Raw genomic sequence first — 17,516 nt, 5'->3', positions numbered from 1 at the left:
TGGTACCGCCTTGTTTAAGTTGTGGCACAGTACAACTGTTATCCGGAAGGATTAACTGCGATTGACCATCTACAGTGGTTATGGCAGCCGACCAGAGCGGCTCGGCAAGGTAGAGATTAAAACTCAGTACGCGATTGCCGTTACGGTCCCTAAAGTGGATTTTGAGCGCCCTTGGTGCAGATGCCCCAGCGCCTTGAAGCGGTTTGGTAATTTGAATCAGGGTTTGATTACCCCCCAAATTACTATAATAAGGGAAGATTAAAACCTGCCCCTCTTTGCCAGGATTTAGGGAAACAGCAGCAGCCTGGGTGGCCAAAGTAAGGGTGAAAAAGACCAGTGCTAAACGCAAAACAACCATAACTTCCTCCGTGGAAGCCATCTGTTGACCGGGGAACATATAATCATTGCCATTGCAATATACAACAACATTATATGAAACCCCCTTGTTTATAAGATGACTCCTTTCATCTAAAATAATGGGGGCGTAGAAGACATTGCCCCCTAGCAACAGCTCTGTAAAGAGAGCTGCTCACAGTAAACATACGGTATATGTATATTAGCTGTCAAGGAAATGGGAGGATACTTCGGTGTATTTCTTCCGATGAACCAGCACCAAGCAATTATCAACCCAACAACAATTGAAATAAATTATACCTATGCTCATTATTGCATTCGTCTAACATTTGAGATAAACAGCGCGGTTACGCGTCTGCTGCAGCTACTTATTGGGCTTTTAAGGTACGAATTTTATTTCTAGCCGACAGTCTAAAGCTACCGCATATTTTTTTAGTGTTGCAATAGATGGTGAGTGTTGGCCACTAGATAAAGATGATTCTAATCTTGTAATAGCGGGTGGTTTTGTCCCCATGCGTTTAGCAATATCCGTTTGGCTTAAACCAGTTTTGTTGCGTGCTTTTAATATTTGTTTTAGCAAGCTAAATTCTGGTTCTAAAGCTTCATACTCTTGTCTAACTTTTTTGTTTTTTAATGCCTGTTTTTAAATTCTTCATGTTTCATTGGAAAGCAGCTCTTTCATTCGTTTTGTTGCAAGCGCGTGTTCTTTTTTTGGAATCTTTTGACTTTTCTTAATAAAAACATACAGCATTACAATCTGTTTGCCTACTTTTGTACAATAAAATACTCGCGTTATTCTTATCTTTACTTTTAACTCTTAATTCATTTAACCCGTTACCAATAGATTGCGTATGAGGTATTCCTAGGTTAAGCCAAATTCAAGCATCATGTCAATTAAACGCAGATAACGAGCTAATAGACCAACTGGAAGGTTCAATATTTCTGTTTCGACTTGTTTGCTAAAATAATGAATTTGCCAGCGCATACGGTAATAGTGACATGTTTGTTATGTTTGTTATGTAAGAATTTACAGAATCTCCGGGTTGGTGAATCCGGTAGTAGATTGCGCGACTTTCTAAGCTTATTCTAAAACTAATTCAAGAGGCAGGCACAATGTCTGAGTCTAGGAACTGTAAACTTTAAACGCTGTTATTGTGTTTTTCTTCAATCCGTTGAACACAGGCTTGCAGCGCGTCTTCCCGATCTCCAAACAATTTAACTTTGGGATTTATCATGCGATGGGATTGGCCTAGCTCACGCTGTGCCTCGTTACTGACAACCACAGCATAAAGCAATATTTCCTCTATATCTGAAAGCACAATCATCGATTCCAGTGTATGGCTATAACTTTCATGCCGATGGGCCAACACGCAGAAATATTTAGGCATGGCGACTTTAACTAAACCAAAAGCTTTGGCTATGTGTTCGGCTTTGAGCTCAACCCCAGCATCCACCGATACTTCAACCACACCATCAGCTACGATCTTCCAGTCGAAATAGTTTAATTCAGAATCCCGCATTTAATGATAATCCAGTTATAGTTGCAAGCAAGTCCCTACTAAATAATATAGCTTATAACTTCTGTTTAATCCAGAACTCTACCAAGCAAAATTTTAGACTGGCTTACGCTTTATCGCTCGCGACTACGCCAGCGGATTCCCAGCTCTGTGCTATAGCCGACCGATCGGGAAATGATCTGACCGGCCTCATTGAGCACATAGTAGGTCGGAAAAGCTTGGATTTTCCAGTCGATCATTTGCTCGCGGCCGCCGAGTAATACCGGCATTTGTAACTTGTGTTTGTCAACATACGCCCAAATCTCCTCTTCCTCTTGGTACTCGACACCCAAAGCCAGAATAGCTAGGTCTGGGTCGCGTTTTGCCGCTACATCAACCAAATTATGCATACTAAAAGAGCAGGTTTTGCACCAAGGGGCGAAAAAATACACCAGCACCCGTTTACCGCGAAAATCTTCAAGATTAACAATATTACCCTGACGATCCGGCAGGCTAAATACCGGCGCTATTTGCTGCGAGCCCGGCGGCAATAAGTCACGCGCCTGCCACATACCAATAGCCAGAAATACCGAAATAATCAGCACTGCATCAAATGCCAGCGCAAGCCAGTAGTTCCTGCGAAAGCGCTGCCACAAAGTTAATTGTTGTTTGTTTTCCATCTTAAAAAACTATCCCGAAAGTATTTTCTAATAACATTTACAAATAAAATATATTCTTATCGATATTTACTTTTCAAAAAATCCAGACCAAAGCTGCTCATCAATCACCGCTTCAGCCTGATATAAGTCCAGATTTAAGCGGCCTTTAATAAAAACTAAGCCCTCAGAGCACAGCAACTTATATTGCCGTAAATATTCTGATGAGCCCTTGGGAAAGGATATTTTTCCCTGTGAGTTAATTACTCGCTGCCAGGGTAAGTGTATGTCAGCAGGTGCTTTGCGCAGCGCGCTACTGACCATTCTGGCGGCTCTACCAAGGCCCGCCCTATCGGCAACTTGCGCATAAGTCATTACCCGTCCGGGCGGTATTGCAGCAACCACTGACCATACCGCGCGTTGGGCTGGGGTAGCGTTGGCTGCTTCAGGAGAACTAGAACTCATCAATGTAAGACTTTACTCATCGACTTCCGGGGTTTTCTCTGGCTTTATAAAATCGGTGGCGCAAGCTCGCTGACTAGCCGCTAGAATTCCGCGCAATATATTTATTTCATTTTGGTCCGGGCGGGCCCTTGAATATAATCTGCGTAAACGCGCCATTAACATTTTAGGTTGTGCAGGATTCAGAAAACGGGTATCGGTAAGTGTCTGTTCCAGGTGTTCAAAAAAGCGCTCCATCTGGGTAGCATCAACTGGCGAATAATCCAACGGGGCTTTGGTTAGCCCGGCTTCTCCCAGTGCTGCCACGCGTAACTCATAACTCAAAACCTGCACTGCCTGAGAAAGATTCAAAGAGCTGTAGTCAGGGTTACTGGGAATATTTAGCAAATAGTGGCAGCGTTGCATTTCTTCATTCAATAAGCCATGCCGTTCGCGACCAAATAAAATAGCGACCTCATGCTGCTTAGATTCTATTACAACCCTTTCTGCAGCAGCTCGAACATCCATTTGTGGCATCGACAAGGTACGCAAACGGGCGCTGGTGCCAAATACCAAGGGCACACCATCAAGCGCGCTCTCAAGGCTGTCGTGAATTACCGCATTATGCAGCAAGTCATCCGCACCAGAAGCCATGGCTGTGGCCTGGGCATCCGGAAACTTCAGCGGGCTAACAAGGTGCAAGTCACTCAGGCCCATAACTTTCATGGCCCTGGCAACCGAGCCGATATTTCCCGGATGAGTAGTGTTAATAAGGATGATACGGATATTATTCAATAGTTGAGTCATACTTTGCTCATGTCTGATCTGTTATACTGCGCGGCTAAACACGGATTAGATATTATGTCAGAAGCTGCCCTGAATATTGCCATTGATGCCGCCCGTAAAGCCGGTGACATCATCCATCGTTACTTACCTAAGATGGATAGAATTGCGGTGAGTAAAAAAACCCGGAACGACTATGTCTCTGAAGTTGATCGTGCCTGCGAATACGCTATTGTAAATCATATTCGCAAGCTGCACCCGGAACATGCAATCCTTGCCGAAGAAGGTGGGGCCGATGGTGAAAGTAACGAACTGTGGATCATTGACCCACTCGATGGCACCACCAATTTTCTCCATGGTATTCCGCATTACGCCATCTCGATTGCCCACCAGGTGAATGGAAAACTGGTGGCTGCGGTGATTTACGACCCTATTAAAGAAGAGTTATTCACGGCCAGCAGAGGTCGCGGGGCATATCTAAATGACCACCGTATCCGTGTTAGCCCACGCACCAACCTTGAAGGCGCTATTATGGGTACAGCACTGCCTTTCAGGAAGCGTCGCCACCTACAGCAGTCCCTAAACATCCTCGCGAGTGTATTTACTGAAGTTGAAGACATTCGTCGTGCGGGCAGTGCCGCACTAGATCTTGCCTATGTCGCCGCCGGTAGACTGGATGGTTACTGGGAAATGGGCCTAGACCGCTGGGATATCGCCGCCGGTATATTACTGGTACGAGAAGCCGGTGGCATTGTCACTGATTTTTCAGGTAATGATACTCTTGAGCGTGGCGGCAATATTATCGCCGCACCCTATAAAGTTATGGCCGCCTTACAACCACTTGTCGGCAAACACGGGTAACTCACAGCCCTCCTCTGGTTTTATTCTAAACATACATTTTTAATGTCTGTGGGAACAGTATCTACAGAAAGTGATGAAATAACGAACTCTCCTTGAAACGCACCCACATTATCATTTGGAAAAAACTTGTAATCATCAATCAAATGGATTCCTTCTAACTGTTTTGGGCACTGGGAGAGACTTTCATTTCATGGCAATCTGGAGCACATGCCCGGCGGCGGTTCAATGATGCGGTCAAAGCTCAGGGGCGCAATAAAAAACGCCGGTGTTGATGGCTCTTGTTATGCATTATTTCCCCACGGATTAAGCAATTCCACTGAACTTTGCTGCATGTCGGAAATGTTTCTTGTAACAACAACACAATTATTTACTAGACCTGTTATAGCTATTAGCCCATCAATTGAGGGAAGAGGCTTCCCCGCCATTTCCGATTTTCCCTGCATCTCACCCCATTTAGATGCCACTTTTATATCTATTTGAAGTACCCGCCCTTCAAATCGCTGCTTCAAATCTTCCTCAACCCACAGCCTCAATTTATTTTTTCTTCTTTTATCAGCTGATTTTTCAATACCTTTCTCAATCTCTCCAAATGTGAGAGCGCTGAGATATAGGTTTTTTTCATCCTGCTGTTTTAGCCATACCAAAACCTTGCTACTCGGTTTTGGCTTTATAACTTCAGAAATAACACAGGTATCAAGAAGGTATTTCATAGATTGATATCCCTTGGAACATCTTTGTTTCTTGTAATATCAATCGCTATCTCTGCGAGAGGAGACTCTATCAAAAACTTAACCAAGTCGGTCTTTGGTTTAGTGATTTTTGTATATTCCTCAAATGATAAAACCACTACTGCTTTGTCGCCGTACTTAGTGACAATTTGCGGCTCCTTATGCATAGCATCCTCAACCAACTGACTAAATTTGCTCTTTGCTTCTTGTAATTGCCATGTATTGTCTTTCATCATCACCCCAAACAATCAGACTAGTATGACTAGACTCTAGTTCTTGTTTGGGATTTTGTCAAGCCACGAACTTCATGAATGCAGTCGTGGTAGAACGGCTTCCCCGCAATATGTAAAATGTAAGCAAGGAATGCTGAGTGGCGTTAAAAGTAGTTGGTTTAGAAATAAAAAATTTGGCTGATGATGAACAGTGTTATCACCAAGTCAGGCAATTAAGATGACCAGATAAAATTTACTGCCCACATTGCCAGTCAGAGAAGATTATCAAACGAGGGAAAGATGATAGCGAACCTTACCGTCAACGGTATGAACCCAAATCCCCAGATAGGGGGGCATCATGACTCCAAGAGACCTTGAATCCCTCTTTCAGGTTTTATTGATGTGAGTAAACCGTTTGTTGTATCGAGTTTGTAGGGTAGAATAGTCATAAGCCTTGAGCTGTGCACCCATTGGGTGATGGTGGGTTTTGTCGCTAACCATTATACAGCCAAGGCTTACTGCGGTTTAGATCTTTCTATCTGGGGATCGGGGAACCACTAAAATTCATATGAAATTGATTTTATTGAGATATTTTCTTAAAGAAGCAATATCTAGAGCTAGAGAGGTATAACCTTATTAGCACATGGCCCTTTCTCGCCTTGACCAACTTCAAATTCCACCTTCTGACCATCATTGAGACTTGAATATCCACCGCCACTTTGAATTTCAGAATGATGAACGAATAGATCCTTGCTACCATCATCTGGAGTAATGAAACCGAAACCTTTGTCTGCATTGAACCACTTTACTGTACCTGTACTCATTTCGTGTTTTCCTTTATGTATTTAATATTTGTTGACTTTGATTGATTTTTCTATGTATCACTAGTTGTTACCAAGTTAATCAGTGTAGATTGATCATCCTACGACAGAGTATCGCTCGCTACTGTTTTTTGCAAGTGTGACGCGCCAGTCTTGTTCAATTAAGAAGCTTTAAGTTCACTACCAAACCAATGAAGTCACCTATCGAAATAATGTATAAGTTATTTCGTGACCGTTCCTAAGGAACAAAATCACAAACTTCACAACAACGTCTCCAATGTTTCACGCACTTTCCTGCCATCTTTATAATCTTCATTTAGCTGCACCGTGCCATCACGATCAATCACTACGATTATCCCCATACCGCCCTTAAAGACATCAAGCAATGCTTGATTACTATCGACCAATACGACGAAATTAGCATAACCATTGGCTAGCTGCGCTGCACGGGAAGCTGATACTGAACCACTCACATAATCAATCGTAAGAAAACTCACATTAGGAAAATCAGAAAGTAAATGTGAACGAATGTGGCTCATGTGACTGTCGCAGATGGGACACCACATAGTAAAATAGAGCACAACACCATCAGCCTGCAGTAACTCATCGCTCAGTGTATAGCTGTTATTACGAGTATCTACCACTGTAAATTCAGGTGCTAACTGCCCTGGTTCTGAACCGGTGGAGCCCAAACTGACTGTTGGGCGTTTATCATTATTTGATGGTGCCAGATCGTCAACTATCTCCTGACACCCCATTAACAGCACGGCCAACATGCATAAAAATAAGCAAGGTTTAACGTAAGACACGACTCACCCCCAGTGTTAATACATCAGTCGTAGGAAAATTTTCACCCCACCCATCCCTATCAATCGCATGGCTCCAAGTCACTTTGAAAACCCAGTCACGATTCATCGTCGCGTAAGCTGCGGTCAACGCAACTGAACGCTTGTCAAAAGCACTGATTGAGTCGTTGTATCCGTCAATTTCTGCTTCATCTTCCTGCAAGTGAGAAAGTGCCATAGTATAAGTTAGTGTATCCATAGATTTTAAAAACTGGGTATAACCAAGTGATAGAGTGCCCAGAAAACGATCTCCCAGATTTTTTTCATAAGGCTCAATATATTTGCCATATTCACGGTTCACTGACCGCTCAAAATATTTCCCATAGGACAACAGAAGCGAGGCATTCCAGGGATAGATGGTTTTTTCCAGCAACATAGTGCCATCCAGACGATAAAAGCCACGACCCGTAATATCAAAATTATTTTCAACATCATCAAAAAGTGAAACTCCTGTAGGCACTGTTAAAGTCGCACCGAAGTAAGCGGCCGGCTTCAGATCCTCCAGACTTTTCACCTTCCAGACACAGGTCATGCCATCAAATGCTTCGTACCACAGATTGAATGTAGCGTCACCCAAACCACGAGTTTGACTACTCAAACCACTGTATTGATTGTCGTTCCAAACATAAGGAATGATAACGCTGGCTTGCCAACGTGAAGCAAGCCGATGAGCGTAACCGAAGTTTAAACGGTACTGGTTCAGATCAGAGCCGGGAGGATCAGAGATATGATCACCTTCTTTATTCCAAAAACCATCATAACGCTCAATATCAAGAGAGCCGTCTACCATCGAGCGAGAAAATTTAGGTAGCACCAACGAAGTAGCAGAACCCCCACCACAACAAGATGCTGCATTGACAGTGGTGGTGGTAGACAATAAAACAGTTCCCGCAAGGAGAGTTGCCATTAGTGAAGTAGGCTTCATAAGTGACTAGGTGTCACGTTGAATTTTGCAAAGTGGTTATTAGCATCGTCTGAGGCTGGTAAGCCATTGGTTTTGAAACCATCAGTAGTCTTCTGTTCACCTTCCACTTTCAGTTTAACGTAGAGCGTACCCTGACTACCATCCGTCAACCCAGGAATACCACTTGCTACCCAGTAACCAGGCTGACCTTCTTTTTCCGTAGCGAACGTCCAATCGTTTGCATCACTGGAAACCTCAACTGACATCGTTGTAACTGATAGTTCATGGCGCATATCCCCTACACTCAACGTGCTTCCCATTGAGACCGCTGGGTAGTTCATCATATTGTCTTTTGCTGCGATAAAAAACTCAAATGAATGGTTATTGGTCACACCTGTGAGCGCCTGTTTAAATAAATAGTAGGTACGAGCCTCTGTTTCATCCTGCATACCGTTACCATTCATATCACTATCATGATTCATGCTGCTGGAGATTTTATCATTTTGACCTTTGAGCCTAGCCTGCGCTGTATCGCCCATCGCCATTGTGACCTTCGGATAAAAATAGGCATACTCACCATCATGGCCGCCCACCATCACTTTTAATTCCCAAGAGCCCATAGACATGCCATTCATCATGACGGAAGGCATTAGATAGTAAACCCTGCAGTCGTATGCACCCACCACATCACTCTCATTACATGTTGTTTCAAATGGTGTGCCATGTACCATTTCAGTCATATCCATCTTCGGCTTGATAGAAACATCCAGCCCTTCTTGTGGTGTGCCACTGAGGTCACTCACTTTCAGAGTAAATTTTGTTTGACCGTTAATTGCACCACGCATGCCAGGCACGTACTCTAACTTGTAGCTGTCAGTCATCGCAGTTTTAGAGAACGATAGACTACTAACATCATCAATTTGTACGTCATTACCTCCCGATCCACCACAGGCAGCCAATAGACTGATCAAAGGAACTCCCAACCAGCGTAAATGTACAACTTTTCTTTCTTTTGTTTTCATCGTCTTTGCCCTTAATTTAAGATGTAACACAATATTTTCAGATGAAATCAAGGCTAACGATAAAATCCTGTTGCGGGAAGTGACATAATGTCGCACCTGTCATGCAAAGTACGTAAATGTTATTCTGGCCTCAACTATTAACAAGTATTCCACCCGATAAAAAAACATATGTTCACCGTATTCATTGTTACCATTATTCTCGTAACCCTCTGTATCCTGATCCATTACGAAGCTCTGATTCGATTATCCCGAATGATGAGGAAAACTCATGTTTTACCGAGAATACGTATTGTATTTGGTTTAGTTGGTGCATTATTAGCGCATGTGGCTGAGGTCTGGATATTTTCTTTTGGTTATTTTTTTCTTGATCAATTTAATAACACAGGAAAGTTAGTCGGCTCTTTGAGTCACTCATATTCTGATTACGTCTATTTCTCTTTTTCCACCTATACTTCGCTAGGATTTGGCGACATTGTCCCAGAAGGACCTTTGCGTTTTATTACAGGTATGGAGGTGTTGCTGGGGTTAGTTTTGATCGCCTGGACTGCCTCATTTATGTACGTACAAATGGAACGTTTCTGGAGAGATACCTGAAGCAATAAAGAGTTGTTGAACCTGTTGTGAAAGTGAGGCACATGCTTTATCTTTGAACACTGGCTCAAACAAGGAAATTTTTATGCATCTTCATAATAAAAAACTAATCTCAACTTTAGTCACACTAAGTCTGATCTGTGCTTCAAGTGTTGTACTTTCTACTGAAATAGAGGATCGTGAACAAGCAGCAAAGCAGGCATCTTTGCAACTAATAAAGCAGCTCGGTAGTACACTAAAAAAAGAGATGAAAAACCACGGCGCAGAAGCGGCGATTAGCGTGTGCAGAGATCTCGCTCCGAAAATTTCTGGTGAAATTTCGCGAAAAAATGGTTGGCAAGTCACCCGTGTCAGCCAAAAAGTACGCAACCCTCTATTGGGCATCCCCGATGCTTGGGAACACAAAGTACTCACCGATTTCGAAACACGAAAAAAGAGAGGTGAGAAGTATTCTGAAATGACATTCAGTGAAACAGTTGAAGAAAGTGGCGTTCATTATTACCGCTTCATGAAAGCCATTGGTACAAAGCCTGTATGCCTCTCTTGTCACGGTAATTCAGATAAAATACCCGATGGGCTAAAAGCCAAATTGAATGCTGATTATCCAATGGATCAAGCTTTAGGGTATCAAGTAGGAGAGCTGCGTGGTGCCGTGAGCATAAAACAACCCATGGCAATTCCACTACCACGATAGTATTTGCATACAAATTTAAAAAATCATACAACATGCCATCAAAACGATCAAAAACACTCCGTAGCTGGCTCGTAAACATTTTAATATTTGCTTTGATTTATTGGGCAATTCAAGCCTACCAAAGCCGTGGCGCCCCTTCTTCGGGCCTTGCGCCTCAAATTGAAGGTGTCACGGTGAATGGACAAAACCTCTCTTTAGCATCACTCAAAGGAGAACCTGTTCTGGTTTATTTTTGGGCCACTTGGTGCGGTATTTGTTCACTGACCCGTGACAGCATCAACAACATTTCCCAAGACCACGCCGTCATTACCATTGCCAGCCAATCAGGCAGCACAGCTGAAATTTTCAAATACATCAAGGAGCACAACTTTTCTGCCTCAGTAATTAATGATGAGCAGGGCGCGCTCAGTCAACTTTATGGTGTCAGAGCCTTTCCATCCATTTTCATTATTGATGCCCAGGGTGAAATAAGTGACGTAGAAATTGGTTTAAGCAGTGAGTGGGGTTTACGACTGCGGCTGTGGTGGGCTGGAATTTGAGATATTTCAAAACGAATATTTAACCTCAGCAAACAACCGATCATTATCCGACAAAGCCTCCATAACAGGATTATCCCCACCGATATAATCCACCACACCAACGCTTGCCATCAAACCATCACTGATATCATAGTTTGCCCATAGGCGCTGAAAACCGCCATCATCACCACCACTTCCAAATAAGCTAATCAACCACGTTACATCAATCGTATCGTGATTGAATGAACGGGTGACGCGCAGCGCGGTTTGTAGCTCATTTTTATTTACAAAATCGGCGGGATTGATCATCTGAACTTCGTAGTCATTAATATGGCGATTGGCTATTTCCAGCGAAATAGAGGTCTCTTTAAAGCCCATATATTCCGTACCAATCAAAAAGTCCCAGCGGCTCTTTTTATTTTGAGTGGTGTTGTATTGAAGACCATTCAATGCGGCCAGCTCAGTTTTAAATAACCAGCTTCCTGCGGTAAAGTTCACTGCGGCACCGAGCATCTGGACTCGCCCGTACCGACGAACACTGTTGCTTTCCTCAAAGTGCCAACGACTGTCGAGCACATCAGCAGCATACAGTGAAAGATCCCAACCTTGGAACACGCCATTTAAGGCTAATCCATACTGGGTGTTATCTAAATTCTGCTCAGGTGTTTCATCTTCAGGAAAAATAAAGCCCTCAGGAAAAGGAAAAACATTCAAAGGCAAAAAATCACTGCCTTGCGCGGCTTCTTTAGGAATTCGGCTTTCATGAACAATGAGAGCCGAAAGATTCCAGGCACCACCTGGATAATAATCAAAGCGACTGGTGAATACCGGCAAACGCAGGTCTTCTATATCGGTCATGCCCGGTTCGCGACTGTCCAGTGGATTGATGATATCGGTGATACGAATATTGTCAGATTTTCCCCATACGATAATTTGGCGACCCAATTTAAAGTCTAGTTTTTCACTCACCGAACCTTGAACCCAAGCCTCAACGATTTCAGCTTCACTTTCATAGCTATCCAGCACATCATCGCTGTAATCACTGCGCCCATTGATTTGATAAGCCAAGTCATAAAAAGCTCTGCCTTCAATGCGTGCTTTCCAATGCTCATTGATACGGATATCCAGTTGCAGATCTAACTTATTTTTTGCGCGAGACAAACCTCGATAATCCGTATTGCCTGCCATAGGTGCATCATGTGCGTAATTAAATGAGGACGAAAAAGTATAAGCACCGCTGAGTTGGTAGCGACTTTGTAGCGCTGGCACCTGCTGCGGCACCTCTAATACAACTGACACCTCCTCATCAAAGCCCCCCATTAAATCATCAAAGGATTCATCCGCCCCATAAACAACCGCTGACATCAGCCATAAAGTGGCAATGGCCAAACGAAAAATTTTCACTTACAACCCCTTTTCCAAGGTACGAATACTGAAATAGGACTCACTCAAATCTTGATTAAATTTAATATTGCTCAAACTCAATACTGTGGTGTGAAGCCGCTCTTTCCCCTTCATCGTTTTCATTTCAATTTCAGTGGCCACCCAGATGCCATCAATCTGCTCCAGTTTTTTCACATCCATATATTTCTTTTTGCTGCCTTCGCTGGTGAGATGCAGCGCTCGAATCACCACGAAGTTATCTTGACGAACAAACATCCACGATTTTTTATAACCCGTTTCGTCAACCGTTTTTTTAGTTTTCGGCACAGACTCCATCACCCAGACTTTATGCCCGCCTACTTCCTGTTCTTTCACCAGCTTGTATTTATAGTCTTCTATATTGCGTGATGTCATATCCGAGTAGCTAAAATCCGAACCCATAAAGCTGCCGCTTTTGTCGCTGGATGCGATACGTTTAGTTTTCTTTAGCGCCGGCAGATAAAGCCACTGATCATCATCACGGTCGTCATCATAATCAAAGGTTAAAAACCCCGTGTTACGTACGTCAGCAGGCGTTTTGAAAAATAGTAATTTCAAATCGTCACCACCTCTTTTTTTACTAAAATTAAGCATGGTGCGCTGACGCTGATGGCCACGTTTGTCGATCAAGGTCATCTTCATATCAAACTTTGAGTTATCACCTGTATCACGAACATCTACCTGATGGGCAATTTCATCGGCGGTGATCGCTTGCACTTGCCATGAAACCGATAGAAGGCCGAGTATTAATCCACTCATTAACGTCTTGCTCACTTTCATATTCATGGTGTTGCCTCTCTGTTATTTTTGTTGCGGTAGATCAAAGCCATTAATGCAGGGGCTAATAAAAAATCCGCCAGCAGTGCGACCACAATTGCGATACTGGTGAGTAAACCAAAATTAAACAAATTATTCATTGATGCAAAAACGTAGATAAAAAAGCCGACACTCAGCACAATACTGGTCACTAACATGGCACGGCCGGTACTGGTCAAAGTGAGCCTAATCGCTTGCTCCACATCTCCCGTGTTGTCGTAATAACGTTTGAAGTTATGCATAAAATGTACGGTATCATCAACGGCCATACCAATCACAATCGCACCAATCAACATGGTAAAAAGATCCAACGGAATGTTGGAAATCACCATCACTGCTAACACGGTAAAGATCGGAATTAAATTAGGAAACATACTGATTGCCCCCAGTTTAAAACTTCCCAACATTGCCATCATCATCAATGTAATGGCGATAAAAGCAATCAGATAGCTGTAACCAGAACTATAGATGGCCGCACTGATGGTGTCGGCTAGTAAAGGAATCATTCCCGTCAATGTCACTGTGGCTTTTCCGGCGAACAGTGTGTCGGCTTTGTTTGAAACATCATCAAGTAAATCATGGTAATCAATCGCATCAATCCATGGCATTTTAATCGTCATCCGAGCCTTACTGAACCTGGAATCGACCCAATCTTCCAAATCATCTGAACCACTATTTTCAAAGAGCAATATCTCCTGTGCAATTAACTCAGGATCGTGCGGAATCGCATAAAACTCTTTCTGATTTTCATTCAATGCTTGATGAATTTCTTTGATAATATCGCTCAAAGAGACCGCTTTACCGACAAAATAGAGATCGGTTTTGATGGCCTCAGCGTAACGGCCTAATTCATCCAGCCCCTGCAAAACATCAAGGTCATACAGGCCATTTTCTTTGCCAGTATCAATCACCAGTTCCATGGAGATGGAGCCCTGCATTTCATGGTCAATAACTTCTGTTGCGACCCGAACGGGATGATCTTCGGGAAACCATTTCAGTGGATCGTGTGAATAACGCAGCTGCGAGGCCGATGCCATGGCCAGAATGGCAAAGATCACAGAGACAATCACGATTTTGCTCGCATGTTTCACAGAAAAATGGCTAAACCAGACAAGCATCTCTTCCATACGATCATGGTGGCCTGCATCGGTTTTGGGTTTCGGTTTGGCTTTAATGGGGAAAATACTGAGCAGTGCGGGTAATAAAATTAGCGTAAAAGCCAATACAATCAATACACCGAGACTGGCAAATATGCCTAACCTGGCAACTGGAGCGACCGTTGAAAAAGAGAAAGATGCAAGCCCTGCTGCCGTTGTCAATGAAGTTAATGTAATCGCCAGGCCGGAATGGCCCAAGGTGTGTGCAATGGCCTCAGCTTTGTTTTTATTTGTATCGTAATGGTGATAAAACATGGCGAGTAAATGAATCGATGCCCCAACTCCGACCGCCAATAAAAATGAGGGAATGATTTGCGTCATCGTTTGAATCGGCACACTGAAATGAGCCATCAAACCCATGGTGCTCACCACTGAGATTAATACCACCAAAATAGGCAGAACAACCCCTGAAGCACGTCTAAAAAGCAGTGCTAAAAAAATCAGTATGGTAGCAATAATCATGACAATGAATTTTGCCATATCTTTTGCCATTGAACGCTTCAACTGGTCAGTGACACTGGGGGAACCCGCACTATAAATAACAAAATCATCACTGCGATATTTTTCGATAATTTGCTCAACCGCATGAACCATCTCACTGTTTTCAGCATCTGTGAGAAATTCTTTAGGCATATCACTGCCTTCTTCCACCTCATCAAAACCAGCAAATAAATCCTCTTCGCTGACCTCTTCGGTACGATAAGTATTAGACTCTAAAACAATGGCAGTGAAGGTCGCATCATCATTAATAATGAGGTTCTTTAAGAGCGGATTATTTAAAGCCTTTTGCCGAATGGTTTCTAACTCTGCCTCTGTCTCAGGCCAATACTCAAAGAGGTCTTCGACGAGAAGGCTCTCTTCATCGCCCGTTGTGCTACGGGCATTAATCAGGCCGACAATATCATTAAGGTAGGGAGTATTTTCAGCCAGCTCTGTTTGTAAGTCACGTAGCTTTTCCAGTATGGGAAACTGAAAAATCCCTGCTGTTTTAATCGCAATGACTATTTTTTCATCCCGACCAAATTGATCTCTAAACTCGTTATAGGCAACACGCGCTGAGTCTGTTTCGTGCAAAAAACCTTCCGTGGACGTATCCACGGTCGTTTTGGGTAAACCTGATGCCAGCATGAAAAATGGAATCAACATCAGTATCAGGAATAGGTATCTCCTTTTGTAAATAACAAATCCTAAATTTTCAAAACCTCTCTCTATTTTATCTCTGACGTTTTTCATGACACGACTCCGATTAAAGACTCAATCCAGCCTCTCAGCGCTGGCCGTAAAAATGATTTTTGAGTTTTTTACGGTAACTTTCATGACACGTTAAGCACGTATTCTGTAATGTCGCAAACGCTGAAATCACCGCCCGACCATCATGGCCTTTTGCAATTTTTGCCAGTTCACGTGCCGCAGCATGTGTTTTCATATCACTGTCTTTAAATCTGGCCATCTCCGGCCCCATCAACTTCATGATACGTATTCGTTCGCTCATCGGTGGTTTGGGATGATCGGCAATTTTCATGGCTGACTTTTCAACTTTCACCCAATTTTCACTCGAAATTCCTGCGGTAATGTTCTGCATATTCTTATCCATATCAAACATAATTTTTTGTAGATCCAGAGGTTCTCTAGATGAACCGGATGCGGCCTCAGCCATAGCCTGGCCACACAAAATGATCGCTGAAAAACCTGCAACGAAAGCAACCTTTCGAATAAGTTGTATTTTCATCTCTATTTCTCCTTAAGTTCAAGTTAACTATATTGAATAAAAAGTATAAACCCTTAAATATAAGTTATTAATTAATTAATTATAATAGTTTAATTTAAAGTTAACAATGCGACAATTTGTCGCATACATCAGTGCAGCGCTAAGCTATATAATGCTGCAATGAATAAATTCCAGGCGAGCCACGACCCCACCGCTGCACTTAACCTGCGGCGCATCTTTATCTTGAGAAGTATTGCCATCATTTGTGCATTGGCAGCGATTGCTGTTGCTTCTCAGGTATTCGAGATGAACTTGCCATTATTACCACTGCTGCTAATTGTTGCCCTGCATGGTGTTATTAACATCATAACGTTGCTGCGAATGAGGCAACCGCACCCAGTTTCATCGTCGGAATTCTTTGTGCAGATGGCGCTAGATACTCTGATTTTATGCGCCCTACTCTATTTTTCAGGCGGATCGACCAACCCTTTTGTTTCACTTTTTCTGTTACCACTGGTTATCGTTGCCTCTATTTTGCCGCAACGTTTTACCTGGGCAATGGCGATATTGACTGTCGGTTGTTATAGCGTGTTGATCTATTTTTATCAGCCACTGCCCCACTCACATATCGAACACGGTGCTGATTTTGACCTGCATGTGACAGGTATGTGGTTTGGTTTTCTTTTAAGTGCTGGGCTTATTGTTTTCTTTGTAGTTCGTATGGCCAATAGCCTGCGAGAACGGGATGCAATTTTAACCGAAACGCGTGAACAGGCTTTGCGTAACCAACACTTGGTCGCACTGGGCACACTCGCCACTGGAGCCGCCCACGAGCTGGGTACGCCATTAGCAACAATGGCTGTGTTGGCCAGTGAACTGAAGCGTGAGCACGCTGATAATGCCGATGTTGTTGAAAAAGCACAAATGCTGCGCAGCCAGCTGGATCGCTGTAAAAATATACTCTCAAATATCACAGCCAGTGCCGGGCAAGCACGCCCTGAAGGAGGCAATCGGCTGGCTATTGATGACTACTTAATCAGTGTCGTGGAACTCATGCGTACATCACGTCCCGATGCAAAAATTATTTACCAACTGAACGGCTCAAAACCACCTCCACAAATTCTGGCAGACAAAACGCTCACTCAAGCCCTACTAAACATACTCAACAATGCGGCTGATGCCTCTATCGATCATATTGAAGTTAAAGGACAATGGAACAGCGAACAACTAACAGTAATTATCTGTGACCGAGGAGAAGGCATGAGCCCAGCCGTGCAAGCCGCTGCTGGCACACCATTTTTCACCACCAAACCAAATGGCCAGGGACTAGGGCTTTACCTGGCTCGTGCGGTCATGGATCGTTTCGGTGGAGAGGTGCGACTGCTCAATCGAAAAGGCGGTGGCGCTCAAGTCATCATTAAATTACCACTGAAAAACATTGAGGTTACTGTGTGACAAATGCCCCAGATTTACCCACCCTGTTATTA

At 43.3% G+C, this 17,516-nt stretch carries 22 protein-coding genes; 5 read left to right on the top strand and 17 right to left on the bottom strand.

The window, feature by feature from the left end:
* The 7 genes from L3J70_02270 to trmJ form a co-directional block, all read right to left on the bottom strand.
* Positions 1-358: hypothetical protein (locus L3J70_02270; protein ID MCF6235196.1), on the bottom strand; the 358-nt coding region annotated here is incomplete at its 3' end.
* Positions 359-733: 375 nt separating this feature from the next.
* The gene (locus tag L3J70_02265; GenBank protein MCF6235195.1) at positions 734-934 is read right to left on the bottom strand and encodes a helix-turn-helix domain-containing protein; all 201 of its coding nucleotides are present in this window, start codon (positions 932-934) and stop codon (positions 734-736) included.
* A 72-nt stretch (positions 935-1,006) separates the two neighbouring features.
* Positions 1,007-1,105: a type II toxin-antitoxin system RelE/ParE family toxin gene (locus L3J70_02260; protein MCF6235194.1), complete on the bottom strand. Its 99-nt coding sequence runs from the start codon at positions 1,103-1,105 to the stop codon at positions 1,007-1,009.
* Positions 1,106-1,493: 388 nt separating this feature from the next.
* Positions 1,494-1,874, bottom strand: a complete 381-nt coding sequence (locus L3J70_02255; GenBank protein ID MCF6235193.1) for a hypothetical protein — start codon at positions 1,872-1,874, stop codon at positions 1,494-1,496.
* A gap of 110 nt (positions 1,875-1,984) precedes the next feature.
* Positions 1,985-2,530 carry a TlpA family protein disulfide reductase gene (locus L3J70_02250; protein MCF6235192.1) on the bottom strand — a complete coding sequence of 182 codons (546 nt, stop codon included), beginning with the start codon at positions 2,528-2,530 and terminating at the stop codon, positions 1,985-1,987.
* Between the two features lie 66 nt (positions 2,531-2,596).
* The gene (locus L3J70_02245) at positions 2,597-2,971 is read right to left on the bottom strand and encodes a methylated-DNA--[protein]-cysteine S-methyltransferase (protein MCF6235191.1); all 375 of its coding nucleotides are present in this window, start codon (positions 2,969-2,971) and stop codon (positions 2,597-2,599) included.
* Positions 2,972-2,983: 12 nt separating this feature from the next.
* Positions 2,984-3,754 carry a tRNA (cytosine(32)/uridine(32)-2'-O)-methyltransferase TrmJ gene (gene trmJ / locus L3J70_02240; GenBank protein MCF6235190.1) on the bottom strand — a complete coding sequence of 257 codons (771 nt, stop codon included), beginning with the start codon at positions 3,752-3,754 and terminating at the stop codon, positions 2,984-2,986.
* A 9-nt stretch (positions 3,755-3,763) separates the two neighbouring features.
* On the opposite strand from trmJ, the gene L3J70_02235 reads away from it, so the two are divergent.
* Positions 3,764-4,591: an inositol monophosphatase gene (locus L3J70_02235; protein MCF6235189.1), complete on the top strand. Its 828-nt coding sequence runs from the start codon at positions 3,764-3,766 to the stop codon at positions 4,589-4,591.
* A gap of 281 nt (positions 4,592-4,872) precedes the next feature.
* On the opposite strand, the gene L3J70_02230 is transcribed toward L3J70_02235, so the two are convergent.
* The 6 genes from L3J70_02230 to L3J70_02205 all read right to left on the bottom strand — a co-directional run bounded on the left by L3J70_02230 (position 4,873) and on the right by L3J70_02205 (position 9,123).
* Positions 4,873-5,301 carry a type II toxin-antitoxin system VapC family toxin gene (locus L3J70_02230; protein ID MCF6235188.1) on the bottom strand — a complete coding sequence of 143 codons (429 nt, stop codon included), beginning with the start codon at positions 5,299-5,301 and terminating at the stop codon, positions 4,873-4,875.
* The gene (locus tag L3J70_02225) at positions 5,298-5,552 is read right to left on the bottom strand and encodes a type II toxin-antitoxin system Phd/YefM family antitoxin (GenBank protein MCF6235187.1); all 255 of its coding nucleotides are present in this window, start codon (positions 5,550-5,552) and stop codon (positions 5,298-5,300) included. Before L3J70_02225 ends, L3J70_02230 begins: the two co-directional genes overlap by 4 nt.
* Before the next feature lie 596 nt (positions 5,553-6,148).
* Positions 6,149-6,355 carry a cold-shock protein gene (locus L3J70_02220; protein ID MCF6235186.1) on the bottom strand — a complete coding sequence of 69 codons (207 nt, stop codon included), beginning with the start codon at positions 6,353-6,355 and terminating at the stop codon, positions 6,149-6,151.
* A 257-nt stretch (positions 6,356-6,612) separates the two neighbouring features.
* Positions 6,613-7,161, bottom strand: coding sequence for a peroxiredoxin family protein (locus tag L3J70_02215; protein ID MCF6235185.1), 549 nt, complete (start codon positions 7,159-7,161; stop codon positions 6,613-6,615).
* Positions 7,148-8,104 carry a hypothetical protein gene (locus tag L3J70_02210; protein MCF6235184.1) on the bottom strand — a complete coding sequence of 319 codons (957 nt, stop codon included), beginning with the start codon at positions 8,102-8,104 and terminating at the stop codon, positions 7,148-7,150. Before L3J70_02210 ends, L3J70_02215 begins: the two co-directional genes overlap by 14 nt.
* A gap of 14 nt (positions 8,105-8,118) precedes the next feature.
* Complete coding sequence (locus tag L3J70_02205; protein ID MCF6235183.1) at positions 8,119-9,123, bottom strand: hypothetical protein; 1,005 nt, start codon at positions 9,121-9,123, stop codon at positions 8,119-8,121.
* Positions 9,124-9,375: 252 nt separating this feature from the next.
* Here L3J70_02205 and L3J70_02200 point away from each other — a divergent pair, with 252 nt between their 5' ends.
* The 3 genes from L3J70_02200 to L3J70_02190 all read left to right on the top strand — a co-directional run bounded on the left by L3J70_02200 (position 9,376) and on the right by L3J70_02190 (position 10,947).
* A complete protein-coding gene (locus L3J70_02200; GenBank protein MCF6235182.1) occupies positions 9,376-9,717 on the top strand; it encodes a potassium channel family protein in 342 nt (113 codons plus the stop codon).
* Between the two features lie 82 nt (positions 9,718-9,799).
* Entirely contained in the window at positions 9,800-10,408 is a 609-nt protein-coding gene (locus L3J70_02195) for a DUF3365 domain-containing protein (GenBank protein ID MCF6235181.1), read from the top strand.
* Between the two features lie 32 nt (positions 10,409-10,440).
* Positions 10,441-10,947, top strand: coding sequence for a protein disulfide oxidoreductase (locus L3J70_02190; GenBank protein MCF6235180.1), 507 nt, complete (start codon positions 10,441-10,443; stop codon positions 10,945-10,947).
* Positions 10,948-10,953: 6 nt separating this feature from the next.
* On the opposite strand, the gene L3J70_02185 is transcribed toward L3J70_02190, so the two are convergent.
* Genes L3J70_02185 through L3J70_02170 form a run of 4 tightly spaced genes read right to left on the bottom strand, consistent with a single transcriptional unit; the run spans position 10,954 to position 16,050 of the window.
* On the bottom strand, positions 10,954-12,330 hold the full coding sequence (locus tag L3J70_02185; GenBank protein MCF6235179.1) for a DUF1302 family protein: 1,377 nt from the start codon (positions 12,328-12,330) through the stop codon (positions 10,954-10,956).
* The gene (locus L3J70_02180; GenBank protein ID MCF6235178.1) at positions 12,331-13,134 is read right to left on the bottom strand and encodes an outer membrane lipoprotein-sorting protein; all 804 of its coding nucleotides are present in this window, start codon (positions 13,132-13,134) and stop codon (positions 12,331-12,333) included.
* On the bottom strand, positions 13,131-15,554 hold the full coding sequence (locus L3J70_02175) for an MMPL family transporter (GenBank protein ID MCF6235177.1): 2,424 nt from the start codon (positions 15,552-15,554) through the stop codon (positions 13,131-13,133). The genes L3J70_02180 and L3J70_02175 overlap by 4 nt, the downstream gene beginning before the upstream one ends.
* 34 nt (positions 15,555-15,588) lie before the next feature.
* Positions 15,589-16,050, bottom strand: coding sequence for a cytochrome c (locus L3J70_02170; GenBank protein ID MCF6235176.1), 462 nt, complete (start codon positions 16,048-16,050; stop codon positions 15,589-15,591).
* A 159-nt stretch (positions 16,051-16,209) separates the two neighbouring features.
* Between L3J70_02170 and L3J70_02165 the strand changes: the two genes are divergently transcribed.
* Positions 16,210-17,484 (top strand): ATP-binding protein, encoded by a 1,275-nt coding sequence (locus tag L3J70_02165; GenBank protein MCF6235175.1) that lies wholly within the window; start codon positions 16,210-16,212, stop codon positions 17,482-17,484.
* Positions 17,485-17,516: the final 32 nt, after the last annotated feature.

It is taken from the genome of Gammaproteobacteria bacterium, from assembly GCA_021648145.1.
Classification (GTDB): domain Bacteria; phylum Pseudomonadota; class Gammaproteobacteria; order JAADGQ01; family JAADGQ01; genus S141-38.
This window is presented reverse-complemented; position numbering and strand designations above follow the sequence as displayed.